Annotated in this window: 20 protein-coding genes; 4 read left to right on the top strand and 16 right to left on the bottom strand. The window is 61.1% G+C overall.

What is annotated here, in order from left to right; translation table 11 throughout:
- From GOX63_RS12530 to GOX63_RS12505, 6 genes are read right to left on the bottom strand one after another with little or no spacing between them, the layout of a single operon-like run.
- Positions 1-1,452: an aldehyde dehydrogenase family protein gene (locus GOX63_RS12530; protein ID WP_170326312.1), complete on the bottom strand. Its 1,452-nt coding sequence runs from the start codon at positions 1,450-1,452 to the stop codon at positions 1-3.
- 32 nt (positions 1,453-1,484) lie between these two features.
- Complete coding sequence (locus tag GOX63_RS12525) at positions 1,485-3,083, bottom strand: ABC transporter ATP-binding protein (RefSeq protein WP_170545866.1); 1,599 nt, start codon at positions 3,081-3,083, stop codon at positions 1,485-1,487.
- Positions 3,080-3,895 (bottom strand): ABC transporter permease, encoded by an 816-nt coding sequence (locus GOX63_RS12520; RefSeq protein ID WP_170545864.1) that lies wholly within the window; start codon positions 3,893-3,895, stop codon positions 3,080-3,082. Before GOX63_RS12520 ends, GOX63_RS12525 begins: the two co-directional genes overlap by 4 nt.
- Positions 3,892-4,839, bottom strand: a complete 948-nt coding sequence (locus tag GOX63_RS12515) for an ABC transporter permease (RefSeq protein WP_170545861.1) — start codon at positions 4,837-4,839, stop codon at positions 3,892-3,894. Before GOX63_RS12515 ends, GOX63_RS12520 begins: the two co-directional genes overlap by 4 nt.
- Positions 4,840-4,879: 40 nt before the next feature.
- Entirely contained in the window at positions 4,880-5,944 is a 1,065-nt protein-coding gene (locus tag GOX63_RS12510) for a hypothetical protein (RefSeq protein WP_170545858.1), read from the bottom strand.
- A gap of 56 nt (positions 5,945-6,000) precedes the next feature.
- Positions 6,001-7,488, bottom strand: coding sequence for an ABC transporter substrate-binding protein (locus GOX63_RS12505; protein WP_170326307.1), 1,488 nt, complete (start codon positions 7,486-7,488; stop codon positions 6,001-6,003).
- A gap of 170 nt (positions 7,489-7,658) precedes the next feature.
- Between GOX63_RS12505 and panB the strand changes: the two genes are divergently transcribed.
- The 3 genes from panB to glpK all read left to right on the top strand — a co-directional run bounded on the left by panB (position 7,659) and on the right by glpK (position 10,883).
- A complete protein-coding gene (panB, locus tag GOX63_RS12500; protein WP_170326306.1) occupies positions 7,659-8,498 on the top strand; it encodes a 3-methyl-2-oxobutanoate hydroxymethyltransferase in 840 nt (279 codons plus the stop codon).
- Positions 8,495-9,337 (top strand): pantoate--beta-alanine ligase, encoded by an 843-nt coding sequence (panC, locus tag GOX63_RS12495; RefSeq protein WP_170326305.1) that lies wholly within the window; start codon positions 8,495-8,497, stop codon positions 9,335-9,337. The genes panB and panC overlap by 4 nt, the downstream gene beginning before the upstream one ends.
- Positions 9,338-9,404: 67 nt before the next feature.
- On the top strand, positions 9,405-10,883 hold the full coding sequence (glpK, locus tag GOX63_RS12490; protein ID WP_170326304.1) for a glycerol kinase GlpK: 1,479 nt from the start codon (positions 9,405-9,407) through the stop codon (positions 10,881-10,883).
- A 13-nt stretch (positions 10,884-10,896) separates the two neighbouring features.
- On the opposite strand, the gene smpB is transcribed toward glpK, so the two are convergent.
- From smpB to GOX63_RS12440, 10 genes are all read right to left on the bottom strand, one after another.
- Positions 10,897-11,379 (bottom strand): SsrA-binding protein SmpB, encoded by a 483-nt coding sequence (gene smpB / locus GOX63_RS12485; protein WP_170326303.1) that lies wholly within the window; start codon positions 11,377-11,379, stop codon positions 10,897-10,899.
- Between the two features lie 47 nt (positions 11,380-11,426).
- The gene (gene idi / locus GOX63_RS12480) at positions 11,427-11,969 is read right to left on the bottom strand and encodes an isopentenyl-diphosphate Delta-isomerase (protein WP_170326302.1); all 543 of its coding nucleotides are present in this window, start codon (positions 11,967-11,969) and stop codon (positions 11,427-11,429) included.
- A gap of 208 nt (positions 11,970-12,177) precedes the next feature.
- The gene (locus GOX63_RS12475) at positions 12,178-12,591 is read right to left on the bottom strand and encodes a c-type cytochrome (RefSeq protein WP_170326301.1); all 414 of its coding nucleotides are present in this window, start codon (positions 12,589-12,591) and stop codon (positions 12,178-12,180) included.
- Between the two features lie 113 nt (positions 12,592-12,704).
- A complete protein-coding gene (locus GOX63_RS12470) occupies positions 12,705-13,721 on the bottom strand; it encodes a P1 family peptidase (protein WP_170326300.1) in 1,017 nt (338 codons plus the stop codon).
- 9 nt (positions 13,722-13,730) lie between these two features.
- On the bottom strand, positions 13,731-14,477 hold the full coding sequence (locus GOX63_RS12465) for an SDR family oxidoreductase (RefSeq protein WP_170326299.1): 747 nt from the start codon (positions 14,475-14,477) through the stop codon (positions 13,731-13,733).
- 54 nt (positions 14,478-14,531) lie between these two features.
- A complete protein-coding gene (arfB, locus tag GOX63_RS12460; RefSeq protein WP_170326298.1) occupies positions 14,532-14,951 on the bottom strand; it encodes an alternative ribosome rescue aminoacyl-tRNA hydrolase ArfB in 420 nt (139 codons plus the stop codon).
- 264 nt (positions 14,952-15,215) lie between these two features.
- Positions 15,216-15,860 (bottom strand): queuosine precursor transporter, encoded by a 645-nt coding sequence (locus tag GOX63_RS12455; protein ID WP_170326297.1) that lies wholly within the window; start codon positions 15,858-15,860, stop codon positions 15,216-15,218.
- Between the two features lie 91 nt (positions 15,861-15,951).
- Positions 15,952-16,833 (bottom strand): esterase-like activity of phytase family protein, encoded by an 882-nt coding sequence (locus GOX63_RS12450; RefSeq protein WP_170326296.1) that lies wholly within the window; start codon positions 16,831-16,833, stop codon positions 15,952-15,954.
- Complete coding sequence (mepA, locus tag GOX63_RS12445; RefSeq protein WP_170326295.1) at positions 16,806-17,669, bottom strand: penicillin-insensitive murein endopeptidase; 864 nt, start codon at positions 17,667-17,669, stop codon at positions 16,806-16,808. Before mepA ends, GOX63_RS12450 begins: the two co-directional genes overlap by 28 nt.
- Complete coding sequence (locus GOX63_RS12440; RefSeq protein ID WP_170326294.1) at positions 17,666-19,033, bottom strand: MFS transporter; 1,368 nt, start codon at positions 19,031-19,033, stop codon at positions 17,666-17,668. The genes mepA and GOX63_RS12440 overlap by 4 nt, the downstream gene beginning before the upstream one ends.
- Positions 19,034-19,164: 131 nt before the next feature.
- Here GOX63_RS12440 and GOX63_RS12435 point away from each other — a divergent pair, with 131 nt between their 5' ends.
- A complete protein-coding gene (locus GOX63_RS12435) occupies positions 19,165-19,455 on the top strand; it encodes a YggT family protein (protein ID WP_170326293.1) in 291 nt (96 codons plus the stop codon).
- The last annotated feature ends 41 nt before the right edge of the window (positions 19,456-19,496 follow it).

Raw genomic sequence — 19,496 nt, 5'->3', positions numbered from 1 at the left:
CTAACCATGATGTGCCGCCACGGTTTTCAATTGTGAGAACCCATAGAGGGCCTCGAACCCCTTTTCGCGGCCATGGCCGGATTTGCCAACGCCACCAAAAGGCAGCTCTACACCTCCGCCAGCACCGTAGTTGTTTATAAACACCTGCCCCGAGCGCAGCCGTTTCGCCAACCGCATCTGCCGCGCGCCATCACGGGTCCAGATGCTGGCGACCAGCCCGTAATCGGTGCCGTTTGCGATCTGGATGGCCTCTTCTTCGGTGTCGAAGGGGATCAGAACCTGAACCGGGCCGAAAATCTCGTCGCGCGCCAGAACGTGATCCGGGGGAACATCAGCAAACAAAGTGGGCCGGACATAGGCGCCCGCAATCGGGGCATGGTCAACGATCCGCCCCTGCCCCGCGATATTCAGATCAGAGCCCTTGGCAAGAAACCCGGTCACGATCTCTTTCTGCCGGGCCGAGATCAGGGGGCCGACCCGTAGATCATCCTGCGCCGGGCCGACGGTCAGATCGGCATACGCCGCCGCCATGCTGGTTTTGACCTGCTCATACACGCCGCGCTGCACCAGAATGCGCGACGAGGCGGAACAGGTCTGCCCCGCGTTCTGAATGCCCGCATTCACCAGAAATGGCAGCGCGGCGTCCAGATCGGCATCGTCAAACACCAGTTGCGGGGATTTCCCGCCCAGTTCCAGTGTCACCGGCACCACATTGCGCCCCGCCGCCTGCTGCACCAGCGCACCGGTGGCGACCGAACCGGTGAACGAGATATGGTCAACGCCCGGATGGCCCGACAGCGCAGCCCCGGCCTCAGCTCCCAGACCTGGCACCACATTCAACGCCCCCGCAGGCAGACCGGCCTCTTGCGCAAGATGGGCAAAGGCCAATGCGGTCAGACAGGCCTCTTCCGCCGGCTTCAAGACACAGGCGTTGCCCATCGCCAGCGCCGCCCCGACTGATCGGCCAATAATCTGCATCGGGTAATTCCACGGCACGATATGGCCGGTCACCCCATGCGGCTCGCGCAGGGTATAGACGGTATAACCGTCCAGATAGGGGATGGTCTCGCCCATCACCTTGTCGGCAGCGCCCCCATAGAACTCGCAATACCGCGCCAGGGCCACCGCATCCGCGCGTGCTTGAGTCAGCGGCTTGCCCACATCCATCGCCTCGATCCGCGCCAGTTCGTCCACCCTTTCCAGCACCAACTGGCCCAGTCGGGTCAGAATACGGCCCCGTTCCAGCGCGGTCTTGCGTCCCCAGTCGCCCTGCAGCGCGGCCTGCGCAGCTTGCACGGAAGCATCGATATCCGTCGCGCCTCCACGTGCGATCCGGCAAATCTCGGACCCGTCCGACGGGTTGATCAATGGAATCTCCGCCTGTGACGCGGGGCTGACCCATTTGCCACCGATCAGACACAGGCCGGGATTGAACCAGAGGGGATTGGGCATTTGGGCCTCCTTTCAGGCTCTAACAAAGGGCTTTAAGCGACGTTCACACCGATGTCCGGCAAGACAGGCGCGGCTTCGATCAGGGTTTGGGTATAGGGGTGTTGCGGGTTGGCAAATACCTGTTCGGTTTCGCCCTGTTCAACGATCCGGCCCGCCTGCATCACCATCACCCGATCAGTGATCGTTCGCACCACCCTTAGGTCATGGCTGATGAACAGATAGGTCAGGTCGTATGTGGCGCAAAGCTCGGCCAGTAGGTCCAGGATTTGCGCGCGGACCGAAACGTCCAGCGCCGAGACCGCCTCATCGAACAGGATCAGCTCGGGGCGGATGATCAACGCGCGGGCGATGGCGATGCGCTGCCGCTGTCCGCCCGAGAACTCATGGATGTATTTGCCCGCATCGTCGGGGCTGAGGCCTACGGCTGTCAGCATCTCGGCGATGCGGTCCTGACGTTCAGACCCCGCGGGTGGCGTCTCCAGCAGGTGAAACGGTTCGGTGATCAGACGGGCAACTCGGTGACGCGGGTTGAAGCTGCCATAAGGATCCTGAAACACCACCTGCATCTTGCGACGCACAGCGAGGTTTGGCCTGTGGCCTGCGAATACCGGTTGTCCGTCCAGGCGGATATCACCGCTTTGGACTTCCTCTAACCCCAAAATGGCCCTTGTTAGGGTCGATTTCCCACAACCGGACTCGCCCACCAGCCCCAGACGTTCCCCTTTGTTGAGGGCAAAGCTGACCCCATCCACCGCGCGGTGATGCCCCGGCGTGCCGAACAGGCCTTTGCGGGGCAGACGGTAATCGCGGGTGACCTCTGTCACCTCAAGCAGGGGCCGAGGATCAGCGGCCCGGGGCAGCGACACCTGATGGCCCGAGGCTTCGAACAACATCCGTGTATAGGGGTGCTGCATATTGCGCAGCAGGTGGGTCGTTGCCCCGCTTTCAACCACCTCTCCGCGGCGCATCACCACGATTTGGTCGGCCATATCCGCCACCACCGCCAGATCATGCGTGATCATCAGCAAACCCATACTGTATTCGCGCACCAGCCCTTTGAGCAGGTCGAGGATCTGCGCCTGAGTAGTCACGTCCAGCGCGGTTGTCGGTTCATCCGCGATCAGCAGTTTGGGACGCAGGGCTATGGCCATGGCGATCACCACACGCTGACGCTGACCTCCGGACAGCTCATGAGGGTAGCGAGACAGAGGAAAGCGGTCGGGCGGCAGGCCAACGCGAGTCAGAACCTCCTGCGTGCGCGCCAACGCCTGCGGGCGCGGCATCGCATTGTGAATCAGGATCGTCTCCATCACCTGATCGCCGATGGTCTTGACCGGGTTCAGGGCGGTCATCGGTTCCTGAAACACCATTCCGACGGCGGCCCCACGCAGGGCGCACATCTCGCCCTCGGGGCGGTTTAGCAGATCCTGCCCCTCCAGTCGGATCGCGCCCTGCGCCTGCGCCCCGTTCGGCAGCAATTGCATCACGGCCAGGGCCGTCATCGACTTGCCCGACCCGCTTTCTCCGGTCACGGCCACAATCTGCCCGGGGTCGATGGACAGGCTGACCTGTTTCAGAATTTCGGCGCCGTGGATCGACAGCGACAGGTTTTCGATCTGCAACAAACTCATGCGCGCGCCACCCGTATGCGTGGATCCAGCCAGTCGCGCAGCCCATCCCCCAACAGGTTCAAACCCAAGACGGTGACAATAATCGCCAGCCCCGGAATCAGAGCCAAATGCGGCGCAAAACTGACCATTGTCTGCGCATCGGCCAGCATCCGGCCCCAGCTGGGCGTGGGCGGTTGCGCACCAAGGCCGACATAGGAGAGGCCCGCTTCAGCGAGAATGCCCAGCGAAAACTGAATGGTCCCCTGCACGATCAGCAGATTCGCCACGTTGGGCAGGATATGTTCCGCCGAAATCCGCGCCGCGCCCTTGCCTGACACGCGGGCGGCGAGGATGAACTCCCGCTCCCACAGTGACAACGCGGCCCCTCGGGTGATGCGGGCAAAGACGGGGATGTTGAAGATGCCGATGGCGATTATGGCATTGATCGCTCCGGCCCCGAAAACGGCGGTGATCAGGATGGCAATGACCAGCGAGGGGAAGGCAAAGACCAGATCATTGCCGCGCATGATGACCTCGTCCAGCCACGACCCCTTGCGCGCAGCTGCGGTCAGCCCCAAGGGCACGCCCAGCGCCATGCCGATACCCACCGCCACCAGCGCCACCGCAATCGACGTGCGCGCGCCGACCATGATCATCGAGAACATGTCGCGGCCGAAGTGATCCGTGCCGAACCAATGCTGCGCGTTGGGGGGCTGCAGTTTGTTGGGGATATCCAGCGCCGCATAGTCGTAGGGCGTCCAAACAAATGAGACCAAAGCCGCCAGCAGAATAAGCGAAGACAGCACCGCGCCAAGGATCAGGTTACGGCTCATGTCCGGCTCCTTAGGCGGGGGTCGACGGCGGCATAGGCCAGATCGACCAGAAAGTTCACGGTGATGACGGCGAAGACCAGCAGCATGACGACCGATTCCACCACAATCAGGTCACGGGCGGAAATGGCCTGAAACACCAGCCGCCCGAGGCCCGGCAGGTAGAACACCTGCTCGATGATGATCGACCCCGCCAGCAGGAAGGAAAACTGCAGCCCGATGATAGTCAGCACCGGGATCAGGGCGTTCCGCACCCCGTGCCGCCACAGCGCCTGACGGCGGGACAGGCCTTTGGCTCGCGCTGTGCGCATGAAATCCTCGCCCAGAATGTCCAGCAGAGACGACCGCATCACCCGCGCCAGAATGGCCGCTTGCGGCAGGGCGAGCGCGATGGAGGGCAGTGTCAGGGAATGCAGGCCGATCCAGAGCCCCTGATCCCAGCCCGCAAACCCGCCGGCGTTGAACCAGCGCAGGTTGATGGCGAAGATCAACACCAGCATCATGGCGAACCAGAAATTCGGCACCGCGATGCCCAGCTGTGTTGCGCCCATGACCGTCAGATCCCCGGGTTTGCCGCGACGCGCGGCGGCGTAAATCCCGGCGGGAAAGGCGATCAGCGTAGACAACGTCAGCGCATAGAGCGCCAGCGGCAGCGACACCCACAACCGGTCCGCGATCATCTGCGACACGGGCGTGCGATAGGTGTAGGAGGTGCCAAAATCCCCCATCAGCATCCCGCCGACCCAGTTGAAATACCGCTGTGCCTTGGAAACATCCAAACCAAGCTCGGCCCGCAACGCGGCTAGGGTATCCTCCTGCGCGTTTACGCCCAGCATGAACGAGGCCGGATCACCCGGCGCGACCTCGATCACCGCGAAGATGACCACCGAGGCGACGGCCAGGCTGATCAACAGTGAAATCAGACGTTTGAGAGCATAGCGCAGCATCGAGGCCACGTTAGGCACACAACCCGCGCGGGTCCAGCACCTAGGGCACCAGCAGATAGATGAAAATCGCGTAGGCGACGATGGCGCCATATCCCAAAGGGTAAATCCACTTGATCGCGTAGTTGTCCAGCTTTCTGGCCCCGTCTTCGCGCCCAATCACTTTCATTTTGCGCAAAGCCACGTTGAACACGATCAGCGCCCCGGTCATCAGGAACATGCATTGCAGGATGAAATCCAGAAAGGTCAGATAGCCAAGCTTGGGCAGATCGGCAGAGATCGCCCAGTTGAAAGCCACGAAAACCAGCAGATTGCCCCCGGCGATCTCGATCCGGCGGCGGTATTCGTCAAGGAAGAACAGCGCCCAGCCAACAGTGATCAGAACCAGCATCGGCAGGAACACCCGGATCACATAATAGGTCAGATGCCGCTTGCCCTCGAAGGCCAGCGCAACCTGATCGCTGTCCCGGCCGGACAGGCCGATCACCGTCGAGCGCTCGACTCGGGGGTTGTCCAGAATCCACTCTTCCTCGCCCAGCAGATCGCCAAGGCCCGAGTATTCCTCGAGCGGGTAATAGGTCACGAATTCGGACGGAAAGACCGAGACGACCTCGAAAAAGAACTCCTGCGTGTCGAACGGGTATTTGCGGAAATCGAAATGCGGGGCCTGCAAGGTCAGCGAGGATTTCTCGACATAGATCACATGCCCGTCGTCACGCAGCGAGGCCGCGGATTCGTGAATCCACTTGTTGGATTGCTGGTTGTGGATGACGAAAGCGGGCACAATCGCCCCGAGACCCCGCGCGTGATCGGCCAGAGCCGGCGGGTTGAAGACCTGAATTTCACGCCCGACCTTATCGCGGTCAAAGGCCAACGCAGGGTCGGTCCATTCGGCCCTCAGAACAACGACGGCGCCATAATTCTCGGCCTTCTGATCAACGCTGGTGACTTGATCGATGCGGATACCGATCCCCACCTTCAGCGGGTTTTCAGGCGTACCAACCAGCGGTCCCACCCCGCCTGCCAATCCGTTTTGCGCCTGCGCCCCGCCCCCCGCGGCAAAGAAGCAGGCGACAAATACAAAACACAGGATGCGAAACAGGGTCATTATCAGGCTTACTCGGAAACAGGGGTCCGGGGCCGGTTACAGCCCCGGAGCAGGATTTATTCGGACCAGCTGATCTGGGTCAGGTCGACCGCGGCGGTCGGCGCGTTCTGCCAAAGACCTTGAACTCCGGCCTTGGCGATCCCCAGCTTGGGCAGCTGGAACAGATAGCCGTTGACGAAATCATTCGAAATCAACCGCTGCATGTCGCCCAGCAGTTTCTTGCGTTCCTCCGGGTCGGTGGTGGCGTTCAGCGTCTCCATCAACGTCTGGGCGTCCAGGCTGTCATATTGGAAATAGTAATCCGGGCGCGCATAGATACCGATGTCCATCGGCTCGGTATGGCTGATGACGGTCAGGTCGTAATCCTTGCCCTTGAACACCGATTCCAGCCATTGCGCCCATTCCACGTTGATGATCTCGGCGGTGATGCCGACCTCGGCCAATTGCGCGGCGATGATCTCGCCCCCGCGCCTTGCATAAGAAGGCGGCGGCAGGTGCAGCGTGGTTTCAAAGCCTTCTTCATAGCCCGCGTCGGCCAGCAGCTTGGCCGCCTTTTCCGGGTCATGGGCCGAAGTTCCGGTCAGATCGACATAAGCCGGGTTGTGCGGCGCGAAATGGGTGCCGATGGGCGTGCCATATCCAAACATCGCCCCGTCAATGATCGCTTGCCGGTCGATGGCATGGGCCAACGCCTGCCGCACACGGATATCATCGAACGGAGGCTTCTTGTTGTTGGTGGACAGGATCGTTTCACCCTCGGTCGAGCCGACCAGCACCTGAAAGCGCGGATCGGCCTCGAATTGAGCCAGGTTTTCCGGCGCGGGGAAATTGTCGAACACATCCACATCCTCGGCCATCATGGCCGCGAAAGCAGCGGTCGGGTCCGAGATGAATTTGAACGTCGCAGCCTCTAACGCAGGCTGATCCCCCCAATAATCCGGGTTTCGGATCAACGTGATGCTGTCGCCCTGCACCCAGTTGCCAAAGGTGAAGGCTCCTGTTCCCACGGGGTTGGTCTTGATGTTCTCGATGCTGTCGGAAGAGACGATCACTGCATCGCCCCAAGCCAAGTTGAACAGGAAATTGCCGTTCGGCTCGGACAGGGTGACCTTGACGGTCAGCGGGTCGACGACCTCAACACTTTCGATCCCTTCAAACAACGCCTTTTGTGCGTTGGCGCTGTCTTCGGCGCTGGCGCGGTCGAGGCTGAACTTGACGTCCTCGGCATCCATCGTGGTGCCATCATGGAAGGTTACACCATCGTGCAACTTGAAAGTATAGACGGTGCCGTCCTCGGAAATCTCCCAGCTTTCGGCCAGCCCGGGCACCACCGAGCCATCGCCCATGAACCGGGTCAGCCCTTCAAAAATGTTGGTGTAGACAACCGAGTCAATCGCCTGTGCCGCAGCGCTAGTGGGGTCCAGATGCGGTGGCTCAAGCTGCATCGCGATTGTGATATCGGATTTGGCCAAAGCCCCGGTGGCAAAGACGCTGGCCCCCAGCGCCAGAGCCGATGCTAAGGATTTCAACATCTGATTTGTCATAAAAATCTCCCACCGTTCTAATGGCTGAACCCGCTGTTTTACGGACCTTTCTGCGAGTAATGTCCCTTTAAACCTCAGGTCAATCAAGGAAATGTTCGCGCAACCGGGGTTTCTATAACCTTGTTCAATCTGCTATGCCGCGCTGCAACATGAACACCGGAGGAGCGATCATGAGCGCCACCGCCCATAAAAAAGCCCCTAATGCCGAGGACATCCGCGCCCGCAAAGGGGGCACGCCGCTGGTCTCTCTGACCGCTTACACGACCCCGATGGCGCGGCTTATGGATGCCCATTGCGACTTTGTTCTGGTGGGCGACAGCGTCGGCATGGTTCTGCACGGGCTGGAATCGACGCTGGGCGTGACGATGGAGATGATGATCCTGCACGGTCAGGCCGTTTCCCGCGGGCTGGACAAGGCGATGATGGTCATCGACATGCCCTTTGCCAGCTATGAACATGACAAGGCCGAGGCGTTCCGCAATGCCGCCCGCCTGATGGCGGAAACCGGCGCTGGCGCGGTCAAGCTCGAGGGTGGCGTTGAAATGGCCGAAACCATCCGCTTTCTGGTCAAGCGTGGCATTCCGGTGATGGCGCATATCGGCCTGACGCCGCAGTCGATCAATACGCTGGGCGGCTACAAGGTGCAGGGCCGGGATGAGCAGGCCGAGGCCGTGCTGGCCGACGCCCGCGCCGTGGCCGATGCAGGCGCGTTTTCGGTGGTGCTTGAGAAGGTACCGCAGGGGCTGGCTGACCGGATCACGTCCGAGGTCGCGATCCCGACCATCGGCATCGGCGCCTCTGCGGGCTGTGACGGGCAGATTCTGGTCGTCGACGACATGGTGGGCTTTTTCACCGCCTTCAAACCGAAATTCGTCAAACGCTATGCCGAACTGGGCCCGCAGGCCGAAGCTGCGATCGCCGAATACGCCGCCGACGTGCGCGCCCGTGCCTTTCCGGCCGACGAACATGTGTTCGCGGATCAGGCGCCCTCCAAAGGATCCAAGACATGACCGCCCCCATCCTGCGCCGCTTGGCCGACCTGCGCGCGCTGACCACCGAATGGCACCACAATGGTGAAACCATTGGCGTCGTCCCGACCATGGGCGCGCTGCATCAGGGGCACCTGTCGCTGGTCGAGGCCGCAAAGGCCGGCACTGACCGGGTGATCGTGACCATCTTTGTGAACCCCAAACAGTTCAACAACCCCGAAGATCTGGCCAAATACCCGCGCACCGAACACGAGGATGCGCAAAAACTGGCCCCCTACGGCGTCGATGTGATCTATGTCCCCGAGCCCGAAGAGATCTATCCGCAGGGCTTTGCCACCAACGTCTCCGTCGCAGGCCTGACCGATGTGATGGAGGGCGAATTCCGCCCCGGCCATTTCGACGGCGTCGCCACCGTTGTCGCGAAACTGTTCCTGCAGACGCAAGCAGATCGGGCCTATTTCGGCGAAAAGGACTACCAGCAACTGATGGTCGTTCGCCGCATGGCGCGCGATTTGGACATTCCCATCGAGGTGATCGGCTGCCCCACGGTGCGCGAACCCTCGGGCCTGGCGATGTCGTCGCGCAATCTGCGCCTTTCGCCCGACGGGCTGGCGATTGCCGCCAACAAGCACCGGATCATGCAAGGCGTAGCCCAGTCGCTGAACGCCGGGGCCGCGTTTGGTGGACTGGCCGCGCAGGCCGAGACCGATCTGCTGGCCGCGGGCTTCACTCAGGTCGAGTATATCCACCTGCGCTGCGCCGAAACGCTGGAGCCTCTGACCCACGCCAACCGCCCTGCGCGGCTGTTTGCGGCGGCCTGGGCGGACGGGGTTCGGCTGATCGACAATATTCCCGTCTGAACGCTCTGGTACGATTGTCATTGTTTGCGCTAAAGTCCCGCAAAACCAAACGGGAGGGGCGCGGGGAATGACCTATATTCTCGCCATTGATCAGGGCACCACATCATCGCGGGCCATTTTGTTCGACGCGGAAATGCAGCGCGCAGGCACTGCGCAGCACGAATTCACCCAGCATTTCCCGCAGGAAGGCTGGGTTGAACACGATGCCGAAGAAATCTGGGAAAGCGTGTTGCGCGTCTGCCGCGAGGTGATGGAGAGCACCGGCGTTACCCCAGACCAGATCGCGGGCATTGGCATTACCAACCAGCGCGAAACCACCGTTGTCTGGGACCGCGCCACCGGCAAGCCGATCCACAATGCCATAGTCTGGCAGGACCGCCGCACCGCCGAAATCTGCGCCCGCTACAAACAAGCCGGATGCGAGGATGATGTGACCGCCCAGACCGGTCTGCTGCTCGACCCTTATTTCTCGGGCACCAAGGTGAAATGGCTACTGGACAACGTGCCCGGCGCCCGCGACCGCGCCGAGGCCGGGGAGTTGATGTTCGGCACCATCGACTGTTTCCTGATCTGGCGCCTGACCGAGGGGCGCAGCCACGCCACCGACGCAACCAACGCCGCCCGCACCCTGCTGTTCGACATCCACAAGGGCGAATGGAGTGCCGAGATCTGCGACCTGCTGGACGTGCCGATGACCATGTTGCCCGAGGTGCACGATTGCGCCTCGGATTTTGGGAGTACGACCCTAATTGGGGGAAATATCCCGATTCTGGGCGTGGCTGGCGACCAACAGGCCGCCACCATCGGGCAGGCCTGTTTCCAGCCTGGCATGATGAAATCCACCTATGGCACAGGCTGTTTTGCCCTGCTGAACACCGGAGACGAGCCGGTTGAATCGAAAAACCGCCTGCTGACCACAATTGCTTATCAGCTGGACGGCAAGCGCACCTATGCGCTGGAAGGCTCGATCTTTGTTGCCGGGGCTGCCGTGCAATGGTTGCGCGACGCGTTGCAGATCATCGAGACCGCCCCCGAAAGCGGTGAGCTGGCGCAACAGGCCGATCCGAACCAGCATGTGGTGCTGGTTCCCGCATTCACCGGCCTCGGCGCGCCCTATTGGAAGCCAGACTGCCGCGGTGCGGTGTTTGGCCTGACCCGCAACTCGGGCCGGGCGGAATTCGCCAAGGCCACGCTTGAGAGCATCGCCTACCAGACACGCGATCTGTGGCACGCGATGCAGGGCGACTGGGGTGCGGATACTGACGTGACCCTGCGGGTGGATGGCGGCGCCAGCGCCTCGGACTGGGCAATGCAGGGGCTGTCAGACTATCTTGGGGCCGAGGTCGATCGTCCGGTCATGCAGGAAACCACCGCCCTTGGCGCAGCCTGGTTGGCCGGGATGCGGGCGGGTGTTTATCCGGATCAGCAGGGATTTGCGGAAACCTGGGCACTGGATCGCCGTTTCAAACCGGAACTCTCCGCCGAGGACCGCGACGCCGCCTATGACCGCTGGAAACGCGCCGTTTCGGCGGCCATGGCGTTCTGAAACCGGTGAAGGATCAGCTGTGATCCTTCATCAGCCGCTGTTTCTGACGTGACCAGTCGCGTTTGGCCTGGGTCTCACGCTTGTCGTGCAGCTTTTTACCCTTGGCGATGCCGATCTTCAGCTTCGCCCGGCCCTTGTGGTTGAAATACAGAACCAGCGGCACCAGCGTCATGCCTTTGCGCTGGGTCGCGTTCCACAGATTCGCCAGCTCTTTGCGCGACACCAGCAGCTTGCGGCGGCGGCGTTCTTCATGCTTGAACACCTTCGCCTGCTCATAGGGGGCGATATAGCTGTTGATCAGCCACAGCTCTCCGTCGTCGACCGAGGCATAGCTTTCGGCGATGTTCGACCCGCCCGCACGCAGGGATTTGACCTCGGACCCCTCCAGCACGATGCCGCACTCGATATCGTCCTCGATCGCATAATCGAAGCGCGCACGCCGGTTTTCGGCGATGACTTTGTAGTTCGGGTCTGAGTTCTGCTTTTGCTTGGCCATGACGCGTTGATTTAGGCGGCTTGGGCGGCCCTTGCAAGCCGTAGCCGTCAGGTCTTGGCCGAGATGATCAGATCGGGACCAAAAATCGTGTCGGCATGGTTATGCAGATAGATTTTCAGCCACGGCGTGAACCGCGTCGGATGGCGCTGCACTTCGGCCAGCAGATCGTGATAGTCGATCCAGCGGATATCCATCACTTCGTCCGGGTTAGGCTCGATATTCAACGGACCGCGCACATGGGCAAGGAAGACATCGACCACCTCATGCTCGACCATGTTGTTGCCGACATCGGCGTGGTATTCCAGCCGGTGACGGTATTCGGGATACAGGCCCGTGATTCCAAGTTCCTCGCGCAGACGGCGCACGGCGCATTCCGAGGGCGTCTCACCCCAATCGGGATGGGTGCAGCAGGTATTCGCCCACAGGCCCGGTGTGTGGTACTTGCCCATCGCCCGGCGCTGCAACAGAATCTCGGTGCCGCGGACAACGAAGACGGACACAGCCTTGTGTCTGAGGCCCTTTTCATGCGCCTCAAGCTTGTCCACGGGGGTCAACTCGCCATCAACCCAGGCCGGGATCATGATTCCCATCTGTCGTCTCCTGCTGCCGATCTGTCTAAAGGGCCAAACGTTCGAAAGTGACTAAGGCCGGATCGGCTTGGCTTTGCGCAATCATGCGGGCAAGGCATGACGGTTCGCGCAAACCCAAGGTGGCGCTGATCTATCCTGTGATCAAGCGCACGAAAGGCCGCAGGGGCTGCGGCCTTTTGTAACTTTTAACGATGTGGTGCGTCAGGCGTTATTCGCCCGAAACGCTGACGATATAGGCATAGACGTCTTCGCCGCCCTTCTTCAGCTTGAAAGTCATCTTGGACTTGGCTGCGGTGTCATCCAGATAGGTTTTCAGGAACGTCTTGGGGTCTTGGGCATATTCGACAAAGGTGGCCTCATCCCAGACCAGACCGTTTTCACCGGCTGCGACGATGCTGTCACCGTATTTGAAGCCTTCGACGGTGCCTGCGGTGCGGCCCGCGATGCCATACAGGTTCGGACCGGTCTTGCCGCCTTTGACGATTGCCTCGCCATCAGGGGTGGCGATTTGGTGACAGGACTTGCATTTGTTGAAGGTTTTCTTCCCGGCCTCGGCGTCGCCTTCGGCATAAACGGGTGCGGCCAGAAGGCCGATAATTGCGGTAGCGAGGATGCGATTCATAGCTTGTGCTCCGATACAAATTGGCTGCGCCGAATGGACCGTCAGCGCAAAAAAGAGTCAACGCGCAGATTGCCGCGCGCCGGCACTGTGCCACTGCGGCATATTGGTCGTCCTTAACTTAAGTCATGTGGCGCCGACCAACAGGGCAAAAGATCGCCTTTGGCCGGTGTCGCCAGAAAAACCGCACGCGCGATCGCCCGTGCAAGGCAGACCGAGGCCGCATGGCCGATCAGCCCCAATTCCGTTTCAGCCGCAACCGGGCGCGCGCCGGTGCTGACCCCGAACACCAGATCGCCGTCACCCGGCGTGTGGGCAGGTAGGATCGCCCGGGCAATGCCATCATGCGCCGCCACCGCCAGCCGCTGGCATTGCGACTTCGACAGCGCAGCATCGGTGGCAACGATGGCAATGGTGGTGTTGCCCTTGTCCGGCTTTGCCAGCCCCATGGCCTGAGCCTTGAGGCTGGGCGCAGGCGAACCCAATTCTGCGCGGGAATCAGGCCCTAATCCGCCGAATTCACCGTCACATTCGAAAGGTGCGGCCCAGAAATGACGATCTCCGGGCGTGGTGACGCTGCCCAATGGGTTGGCCGCGACCAGAGCGCCAACGGTGATCCCGGTGTCCAGCACCAGCGACGCAGAGCCCAGCCCGCCCTTGTGTCTGGCGGTCAGCGCCCCGGTGCCCGCCCCTGCGGTGCCCAGCGCGAAATCTTCACCTGCGCCGTCAAACGCGGCCCGACCCAGGGCGCGATATGGGTTTTCGTCCCATCCCTTGTCGCCGCCATTCAGCAGATCGAACAGGATTGCTCCGGGCACAATTGGCACCACGGTGTCGCCGACCGGATAACCCCGGCCTTGCGCGCGCAACGCATCCGACACCCCGGAGCAGGCATCCAACCCAAAGGCAGATCCGCCGGACAAGGTTATCGCGTCCACTTTCGAGACGGATTTGTCCGGGGCAAGCAGATCGGTTTCCCGCGTGCCCGGTGCTCCGCCCATCACATGAACCGAGGCGGCAAAAGACTGATCCGCAGTCAGAACGGTAGTGCCGGATTTCAGCGCAACGTCCTGCGCATTGCCAACCCGCAAGCCGGGGACATCGGTAATCAGGTTCCGGGGACCGGGGGTCATGGACGCACCTCAGATACAGCGGCCACCGTCGACCTCCAAGGCTGCACCGGTGATCATGCTGGCCTCGTCCGAACATAGGAAACAGGCCGCGTTGGCCATGTCTTCGGGTGTGGAAAACCGGCCCAGAGGGATGGTCGACAGGAACTTGGCACGCATTTCGGGGGTGTCTTCGCCCATGAAGGATTTCAACAGCGGCGTTTCCCCGGCCACCGGGCAGATCGCGTTCACCCGCACACCGGACGGCGCCAGCTCAACCGCCATGGTCTTGGTTGCGGTAATCATCCAGCCCTTTGAGGCGTTGTACCAGTTCAGGTTGGGGCGCGGCGACAAGCCAGCGGTCGAGGCCACGTTCAGGATTGCACCCTTTCCCCGCGCCTTCATCGCAGGCACGAATGCGCGCGCAGTCAGGTAGACGGATTTCATGTTCACGTTGAAGACGCGGTCGAAGTCATCCTCGGTGACATCCTCAAGCGGTGTCGGCACATGAGTGACACCGGCATTGTTCACCAGAATGTCCAGATGCCCGAACCGATCCTGAACGATGTCCGCCATCGCCTGCACCGAGGCCGCATCCGCCACGTCTACCAGTTGAGCAATCGCGTTGGGGCCGAGCTGGTTTGCCTGAACCTCAGCCGCGTCACCATTGACATCGGCAATCATCACACGCGCGCCTTCGGAAAGGAATTTCTGCGCGATCCCGGCTCCAAAGCCCGACGCGCCACCGGTAACGATTGCGGTTTTTCCCTCTAACCTCATGATCTTGCTCTCCCTTACGAGACCAGAGTAACAAGGTGCGGGGAAACTGCCACATCAATCTTCCGAGACCTTACCGCGCAGCGCCTTCACGTCCGAGCGCGCCTTTTTCGACGCCAGCCGCCGCTTGACCGAGCCATAGGTGGGTTTTGTCGCAATCCGCCGCTTGGGTTTGACCAGCGCGCGGGCGATCAGTTCGGCCAGACGGGCACGGGCAATCTCGCGGTTGCGGGCCTGGCTGCGGGTCTCTTCACACTGGATGATGATCGCGCCATCCTTGGTCCAGCGCCGCCCGGCCAGCCGTTTCAGGCGGTTCTTGACCGGGTCCGGCAAAGACGGTGAGCGCGCCGCCTCAAACCGCAGTTCAACCGCGGTCGAGACCTTGTTCACATTCTGCCCGCCGGGACCGGACGAGCGAACAAAGCTCTCGGTCATTTCCCAATCTTGCAGGGCGATATCGTCGGTAATGCGCAACATGGGGTGGACCTTATCCGGCACGGGCAGAAACAAAAAGGGCCGCCCCGGCGGGACGGCCCTTCGAAAGTATAAGGAGGTCGGGTCGGTTAGATCAATCGACCAGCCGGAGCGAACGCTCCGCCAAGGGCTGCCTTAACAGGCGATCCCCCCGGTTGTTCCGACACCTCTCTCCAATCTCTTTCTCGACACTGGATCACCTCCTTTTCTATCTGTTGCGGTTAACTTTAAGCCTGACACAAGATGCGCCATTCTCAAAGCACTTTTTTACGCAGGCTGTGCGGTCAGGCGCGCAACGATCACTTTGAACGGGATCAACGCGATCAGCGCCAGCGACAGTTTCACCAGCCAGTCAGCGAATGCCAACGTCACCCAAAGCGGCGCCATCGGACCGGACAGCATGAAGGGCACGGGCTCCCACGCCCAGTTGATCGCGGCATCCGCATTGGCACCGAAGAAGGTGACCGAGGCCGAAAACGCGATAGTGAAGAACAGCGCGGTATCCAGCGCCGAGCCGATCAGGGTCGAGACCAGCGGCGCGCGCCACCAGCGGCCACCCCGCAGTGAATTGAACACGGTGACGTCGGTCAGCTGCGCGATCAGGAAAGCGGTGCCCGAGGCCACGGCAATCCGCAGCGGCACAGCGGCATATGTAAAGCCATCGCCCTGTAGCATGATCTGACTGCCGATCAACGAGCAGATGATACCGGTGACAAAACCGGCGAACACGACCTTGCGGGCCGGACCCACACCATAGACACGGTTCATGATGTCGGTGACCAGAAAGGCCAGCGGATAGGTGAAGGCACCCCATGTCAGCAACCCGTCAAAGATCAGGAACTGAACCAGGATGTTCGAGGCCACAACAATGGCGGCCATGGCAAGAATGCCGGGGATGTAAGCGCGTTGCATTTTCAGATGCCCGTTTTGACAAGGTAGCGGCGACTTGGCCAAGGGACCGTCCCAAGGCAAGCCGTGCGTTTAGACCTTTGGGGGGCCCGAGTCAATCCGGCAGTAAATATTCCACCAATTCGGTGCGTTGCAGGGCCAGAAAGTTGTCGTCCGAGATCATCGTGGCCCGCAGACGCCCCAGATCGTCACGCCAGACCGAAAGCCCTTCAAGGTTGTCATGCGCGCCGGTGCCGCTGGTGAACAGGGTTTCTTCGGCCTCTGGCCCGTCGCCCGTGATCTGCCAGCGGCGCAGCCGTGTACGGAACCCGGTCAGAGACAGGCGGCGCTCCAACAGGTAAAACCGTCCGTCGGGGCCGAAATCGGCCGAGACGGGAAGGAACTTGCCCCGCTGTGGCAGCACAAAGGGCGTCGACCAGCCCTGCCCGTCCCAGCGATAGACGGGAATGTCGCCCTGCCGGGTGCGGCTTTTTTCGGGCAGGGTGTAAAGCCACCCGCGGCTGTCTATGGCCAGCGCCTCGAAGGATCCGTTCAGGTCCAGATCTTCAAACGCCTTGGGGCGCGGCAACACCCGCGCATTGGCATCGGGGGCTGCGTAGTGTGCCACGCGGTGCAGCCATTCAAATGAGATGTAATAGCTGCCATCCGGCGCGACCGCGATGCCTTCGGAATCCCCTGTGCTGCCTGACAGAAGTTGCCCCGTGCTGGACAGGACCGGCCAGTTCCCGGTGATCCGGAGCCCGGTGATCTGATCCCCATCCCGCGCGATGGTTGCACGGACAAGAACCGCCCGGTCGCTGAGCGCGATCATCTGGCGGCCATTGTCCAGGATATGCAGCGCCGAAAACCCTCCGAACCAGTCGGCCTTGTGACGCCAGGCAAAGCTGTTCAGCTGGGTGGCCGTCTTGACCTCGACCGCCCAAACCGATCCGGCCAGCAGAACAGCGATCAGTTGGATTGCAAGACGGCTGCGCATTGCTGAGGCAAATCGGTCAGAACATATTCCCGGCGTTTCTTCGGCGGCGGGGCGTTTGGATCGGGCGGCGGCGGGTTGAGGATATTGCGCACCCATTGCTGCGCCTCGGCACAGCCATCCCCCTTGGGCGGCGGGTCCTGATTGACGCAGCCGCGCGAGCCTTTGGGGCATTTCAGACGTACATGGAAGTGATAGTGATGCCCCCACCACGGGCGGATTTTGCGCAGGTAAGCACGGTTGCCCTTCTCATCCTTGCACATCTGAGCCTTGGCACCGGGGAAGACGAAAATCCGGGCCACGCGCTTGTCTTTGGCGGCCTCGCGCAGCACGGCGTGGTGCTGTTTCGTCCAGTTGCCGTTCACATAAGCCCCGTTGGCCCGGCGCAGGGAAATCGACGAGATATTCTCGCGCGCCTTGCGCGACAGACGCATGTTGTCGCCCGGCAGCATCCAGATATCGATATCCAGACCCAATTGATGCGAGCGGTGACCGGATGTCATCGGCCCGCCCCGCGGCTGGCTGATATCCCCGATATAGAGACCATTCCACCCGGGTTGCTTGGCCGCGAACCGGCTGAGGTCCTGTACATAGTCGACCGCCTCAGGGTGCCCCCAGTTGCGGTTGCGCGACAGACGCATGGCCTGCCATGTCGGCCCGGTCTCGGGCAATTGCACCGACCCGGCTGCGCATCCGCGCGAATAACTGCCGAACGCGGCCGGTTTTTGCTGTGAACTTTGCTTTTGCGCCCCGAACAATTGCTTGGCCAAGGGTTGCGCCCCGGCCGTTCCAGCTAATGTCATCGCGGCGATTATTGCCAAAAAACGTAGTAAAATCATCTGCTCTGATCCCCTTCCGGTTTCACCCAGCGCATTAGGAACAGACCCAGAATAAACAACAGAATGATCGGTGACACCCCCAGACGCGCACTGCCGGTGGCAGTTGTGGCAATCCCGATCAGCAAAGGCGCGGCAAAGGCGGTGGCGCGGCCGGACAGACCATAAAGGCCAAAGCTTTCCACCGGAGCCTTGGGATCGGTGTGACGCACCATTAGTGACCGGCTGGCCGATTGCAGAATGCCGCCCATACCGCCGATCAGCACACCGCAGCCGAAGAACACCATATCCGGCAGGCCCGACCCCTCAGCCAGCGGGATGCCGTAAATCTGCGTCCGGTCCATCGACACCACAGTGATGCAGACGAAGATCAGAACCCAGATCGCCACCAGAATGACCGGTTTGGGGCCGTATTTCTTGTCCATCTTGCCGCCGATCCAGGCGAAAATGGCCGAGGCCAGAACGCTGACGATCCCGAAGATGCCGATCTTGATCAGCCCCCATTCCAGCACCAGCCGCGCATAGACGCCGCCAAAACTGTAAAGCCCGTTCAGTGCGTCGCGATAGAACATGGACGAGCCCAGATAGGTCGCCAGACTGACCCGGTGGCGCAGGTCCGAGATGGATTTGCCCAGCAGGCGCAGCGCCTCACCCAAGCTGCCCGTTTTGTTGGTGTCCGGGTCGTCGCGCACCCACAGGAAATAGGGCACCATGAACAGGACGAACCACCCTGCGGTGAAGGGGCCGACGAACCGCGTGCCCTCTTGCATGGTTGGGTCCAGCCCGAACATCGGGTCCATCCCGATCAACGTCTTGCCGTTGGGTTGTTCGACAAACAGCAACAGCATGATCGCCAGTGAGATTAGCCCGCCGAAATAACCGAAGGCAAAGCCCGAGCCCGAAATCTCTCCGACCTCGTTGTCATCGCCCAGATCGGGCAGTTGCGAGTTGATGAAGATCAGCGCGTATTCTGCGCCCACAAAGCCCAGACCAAAGGCCGACAGCATCAGCCACATGTTCGAACCATCGGGCATCGTGAACCACAGCGCCGCCGAACCCACCGCATACATCACCGAAAATGCGAATATCCAGGGAATGCGCCGCCCCGACACGTCAGCCATTGCGCCCAGCAATGGCGCGCCAAATGCGATGATCAGCCCTGTGATGGTCAGGCAATTGGCCCAAACCGTCTGCGCCCGCGCCGCTGCAGCCTCGGCGTCCAGCCCGGTGCCCGAGAAATACCCCGCCGCAACGCCCGCGAAATAGGGACCAAAGACAAATGTGACCAGAAGAGTGTGATAGGGCTGACTTGCCCAGTCAAAAAACCACCAGCCCCAAATGCGCTTGCGCTTGGAAATCTCTGCCATGACCGCCCCTGTTTATCGTTGCCATCATAAGACGGGCCTTTGTCCCGTTTCGCAAGCGTTCTGTTGGCGCGGGCTTGCTCTTTGAGGCAGGGGCGCTTAGGTCTCGTCAGACGTAACTGGAGTATTCGAACATGATGGCTATTTTCGGCCCAATCGACTTGATATTGAGCATCGCCTATTGGTTCGTCTTAATTCAGGTGATTATGAGCTGGCTGATCAATTTCCAAGTGCTGAATCTGCACCAGCAGTTTGTTGCTCAGATCTGGTATGGTTTGAACCGCATCCTTGAGCCTATCTATCGCCCAATTCGCCGAGTCTTGCCCGATCTCGGCGGCATCGACCTGACACCTTTGGTCGTTCTGGTCATCATCATTTCGCTTCGCAGCTACGTCCTACCGGAACTGTTTATGGCGCTGAGCTGACGCGAACCCTCTTGTTCACCGAATCTTAGTGTGTGATTGTC

Origin of the sequence: Ruegeria arenilitoris (genome assembly GCF_013031355.1) — a bacterium.
GTDB lineage: Bacteria > Pseudomonadota > Alphaproteobacteria > Rhodobacterales > Rhodobacteraceae > Ruegeria > Ruegeria arenilitoris_C.
Note: the sequence above shows the minus strand (reverse complement) of the source record. Positions and strands in the feature narration are given on the sequence as shown.

Coding starts and splice junctions, on each gene's coding strand:
- GOX63_RS12530 (WP_170326312.1), bottom strand. CDS start 1,452: ATGCCCAATCCCCTCTGGTTCAATCCCGGCCTGTGTCTGATCGGTGGC.
- GOX63_RS12525 (WP_170545866.1), bottom strand. CDS start 3,083: ATGAGTTTGTTGCAGATCGAAAACCTGTCGCTGTCGATCCACGGCGCC.
- GOX63_RS12520 (WP_170545864.1), bottom strand. CDS start 3,895: ATGAGCCGTAACCTGATCCTTGGCGCGGTGCTGTCTTCGCTTATTCTG.
- GOX63_RS12515 (WP_170545861.1), bottom strand. CDS start 4,839: ATGCTGCGCTATGCTCTCAAACGTCTGATTTCACTGTTGATCAGCCTG.
- GOX63_RS12510 (WP_170545858.1), bottom strand. CDS start 5,944: ATGACCCTGTTTCGCATCCTGTGTTTTGTATTTGTCGCCTGCTTCTTT.
- GOX63_RS12505 (WP_170326307.1), bottom strand. CDS start 7,488: ATGACAAATCAGATGTTGAAATCCTTAGCATCGGCTCTGGCGCTGGGG.
- panB (WP_170326306.1), top strand. CDS start 7,659: ATGAGCGCCACCGCCCATAAAAAAGCCCCTAATGCCGAGGACATCCGC.
- panC (WP_170326305.1), top strand. CDS start 8,495: ATGACCGCCCCCATCCTGCGCCGCTTGGCCGACCTGCGCGCGCTGACC.
- glpK (WP_170326304.1), top strand. CDS start 9,405: ATGACCTATATTCTCGCCATTGATCAGGGCACCACATCATCGCGGGCC.
- smpB (WP_170326303.1), bottom strand. CDS start 11,379: ATGGCCAAGCAAAAGCAGAACTCAGACCCGAACTACAAAGTCATCGCC.
- idi (WP_170326302.1), bottom strand. CDS start 11,969: ATGGGAATCATGATCCCGGCCTGGGTTGATGGCGAGTTGACCCCCGTG.
- GOX63_RS12475 (WP_170326301.1), bottom strand. CDS start 12,591: ATGAATCGCATCCTCGCTACCGCAATTATCGGCCTTCTGGCCGCACCC.
- GOX63_RS12470 (WP_170326300.1), bottom strand. CDS start 13,721: ATGACCCCCGGTCCCCGGAACCTGATTACCGATGTCCCCGGCTTGCGG.
- GOX63_RS12465 (WP_170326299.1), bottom strand. CDS start 14,477: ATGAGGTTAGAGGGAAAAACCGCAATCGTTACCGGTGGCGCGTCGGGC.
- arfB (WP_170326298.1), bottom strand. CDS start 14,951: ATGTTGCGCATTACCGACGATATCGCCCTGCAAGATTGGGAAATGACC.
- GOX63_RS12455 (WP_170326297.1), bottom strand. CDS start 15,860: ATGCAACGCGCTTACATCCCCGGCATTCTTGCCATGGCCGCCATTGTT.
- GOX63_RS12450 (WP_170326296.1), bottom strand. CDS start 16,833: ATGCGCAGCCGTCTTGCAATCCAACTGATCGCTGTTCTGCTGGCCGGA.
- mepA (WP_170326295.1), bottom strand. CDS start 17,669: ATGATTTTACTACGTTTTTTGGCAATAATCGCCGCGATGACATTAGCT.
- GOX63_RS12440 (WP_170326294.1), bottom strand. CDS start 19,033: ATGGCAGAGATTTCCAAGCGCAAGCGCATTTGGGGCTGGTGGTTTTTT.
- GOX63_RS12435 (WP_170326293.1), top strand. CDS start 19,165: ATGATGGCTATTTTCGGCCCAATCGACTTGATATTGAGCATCGCCTAT.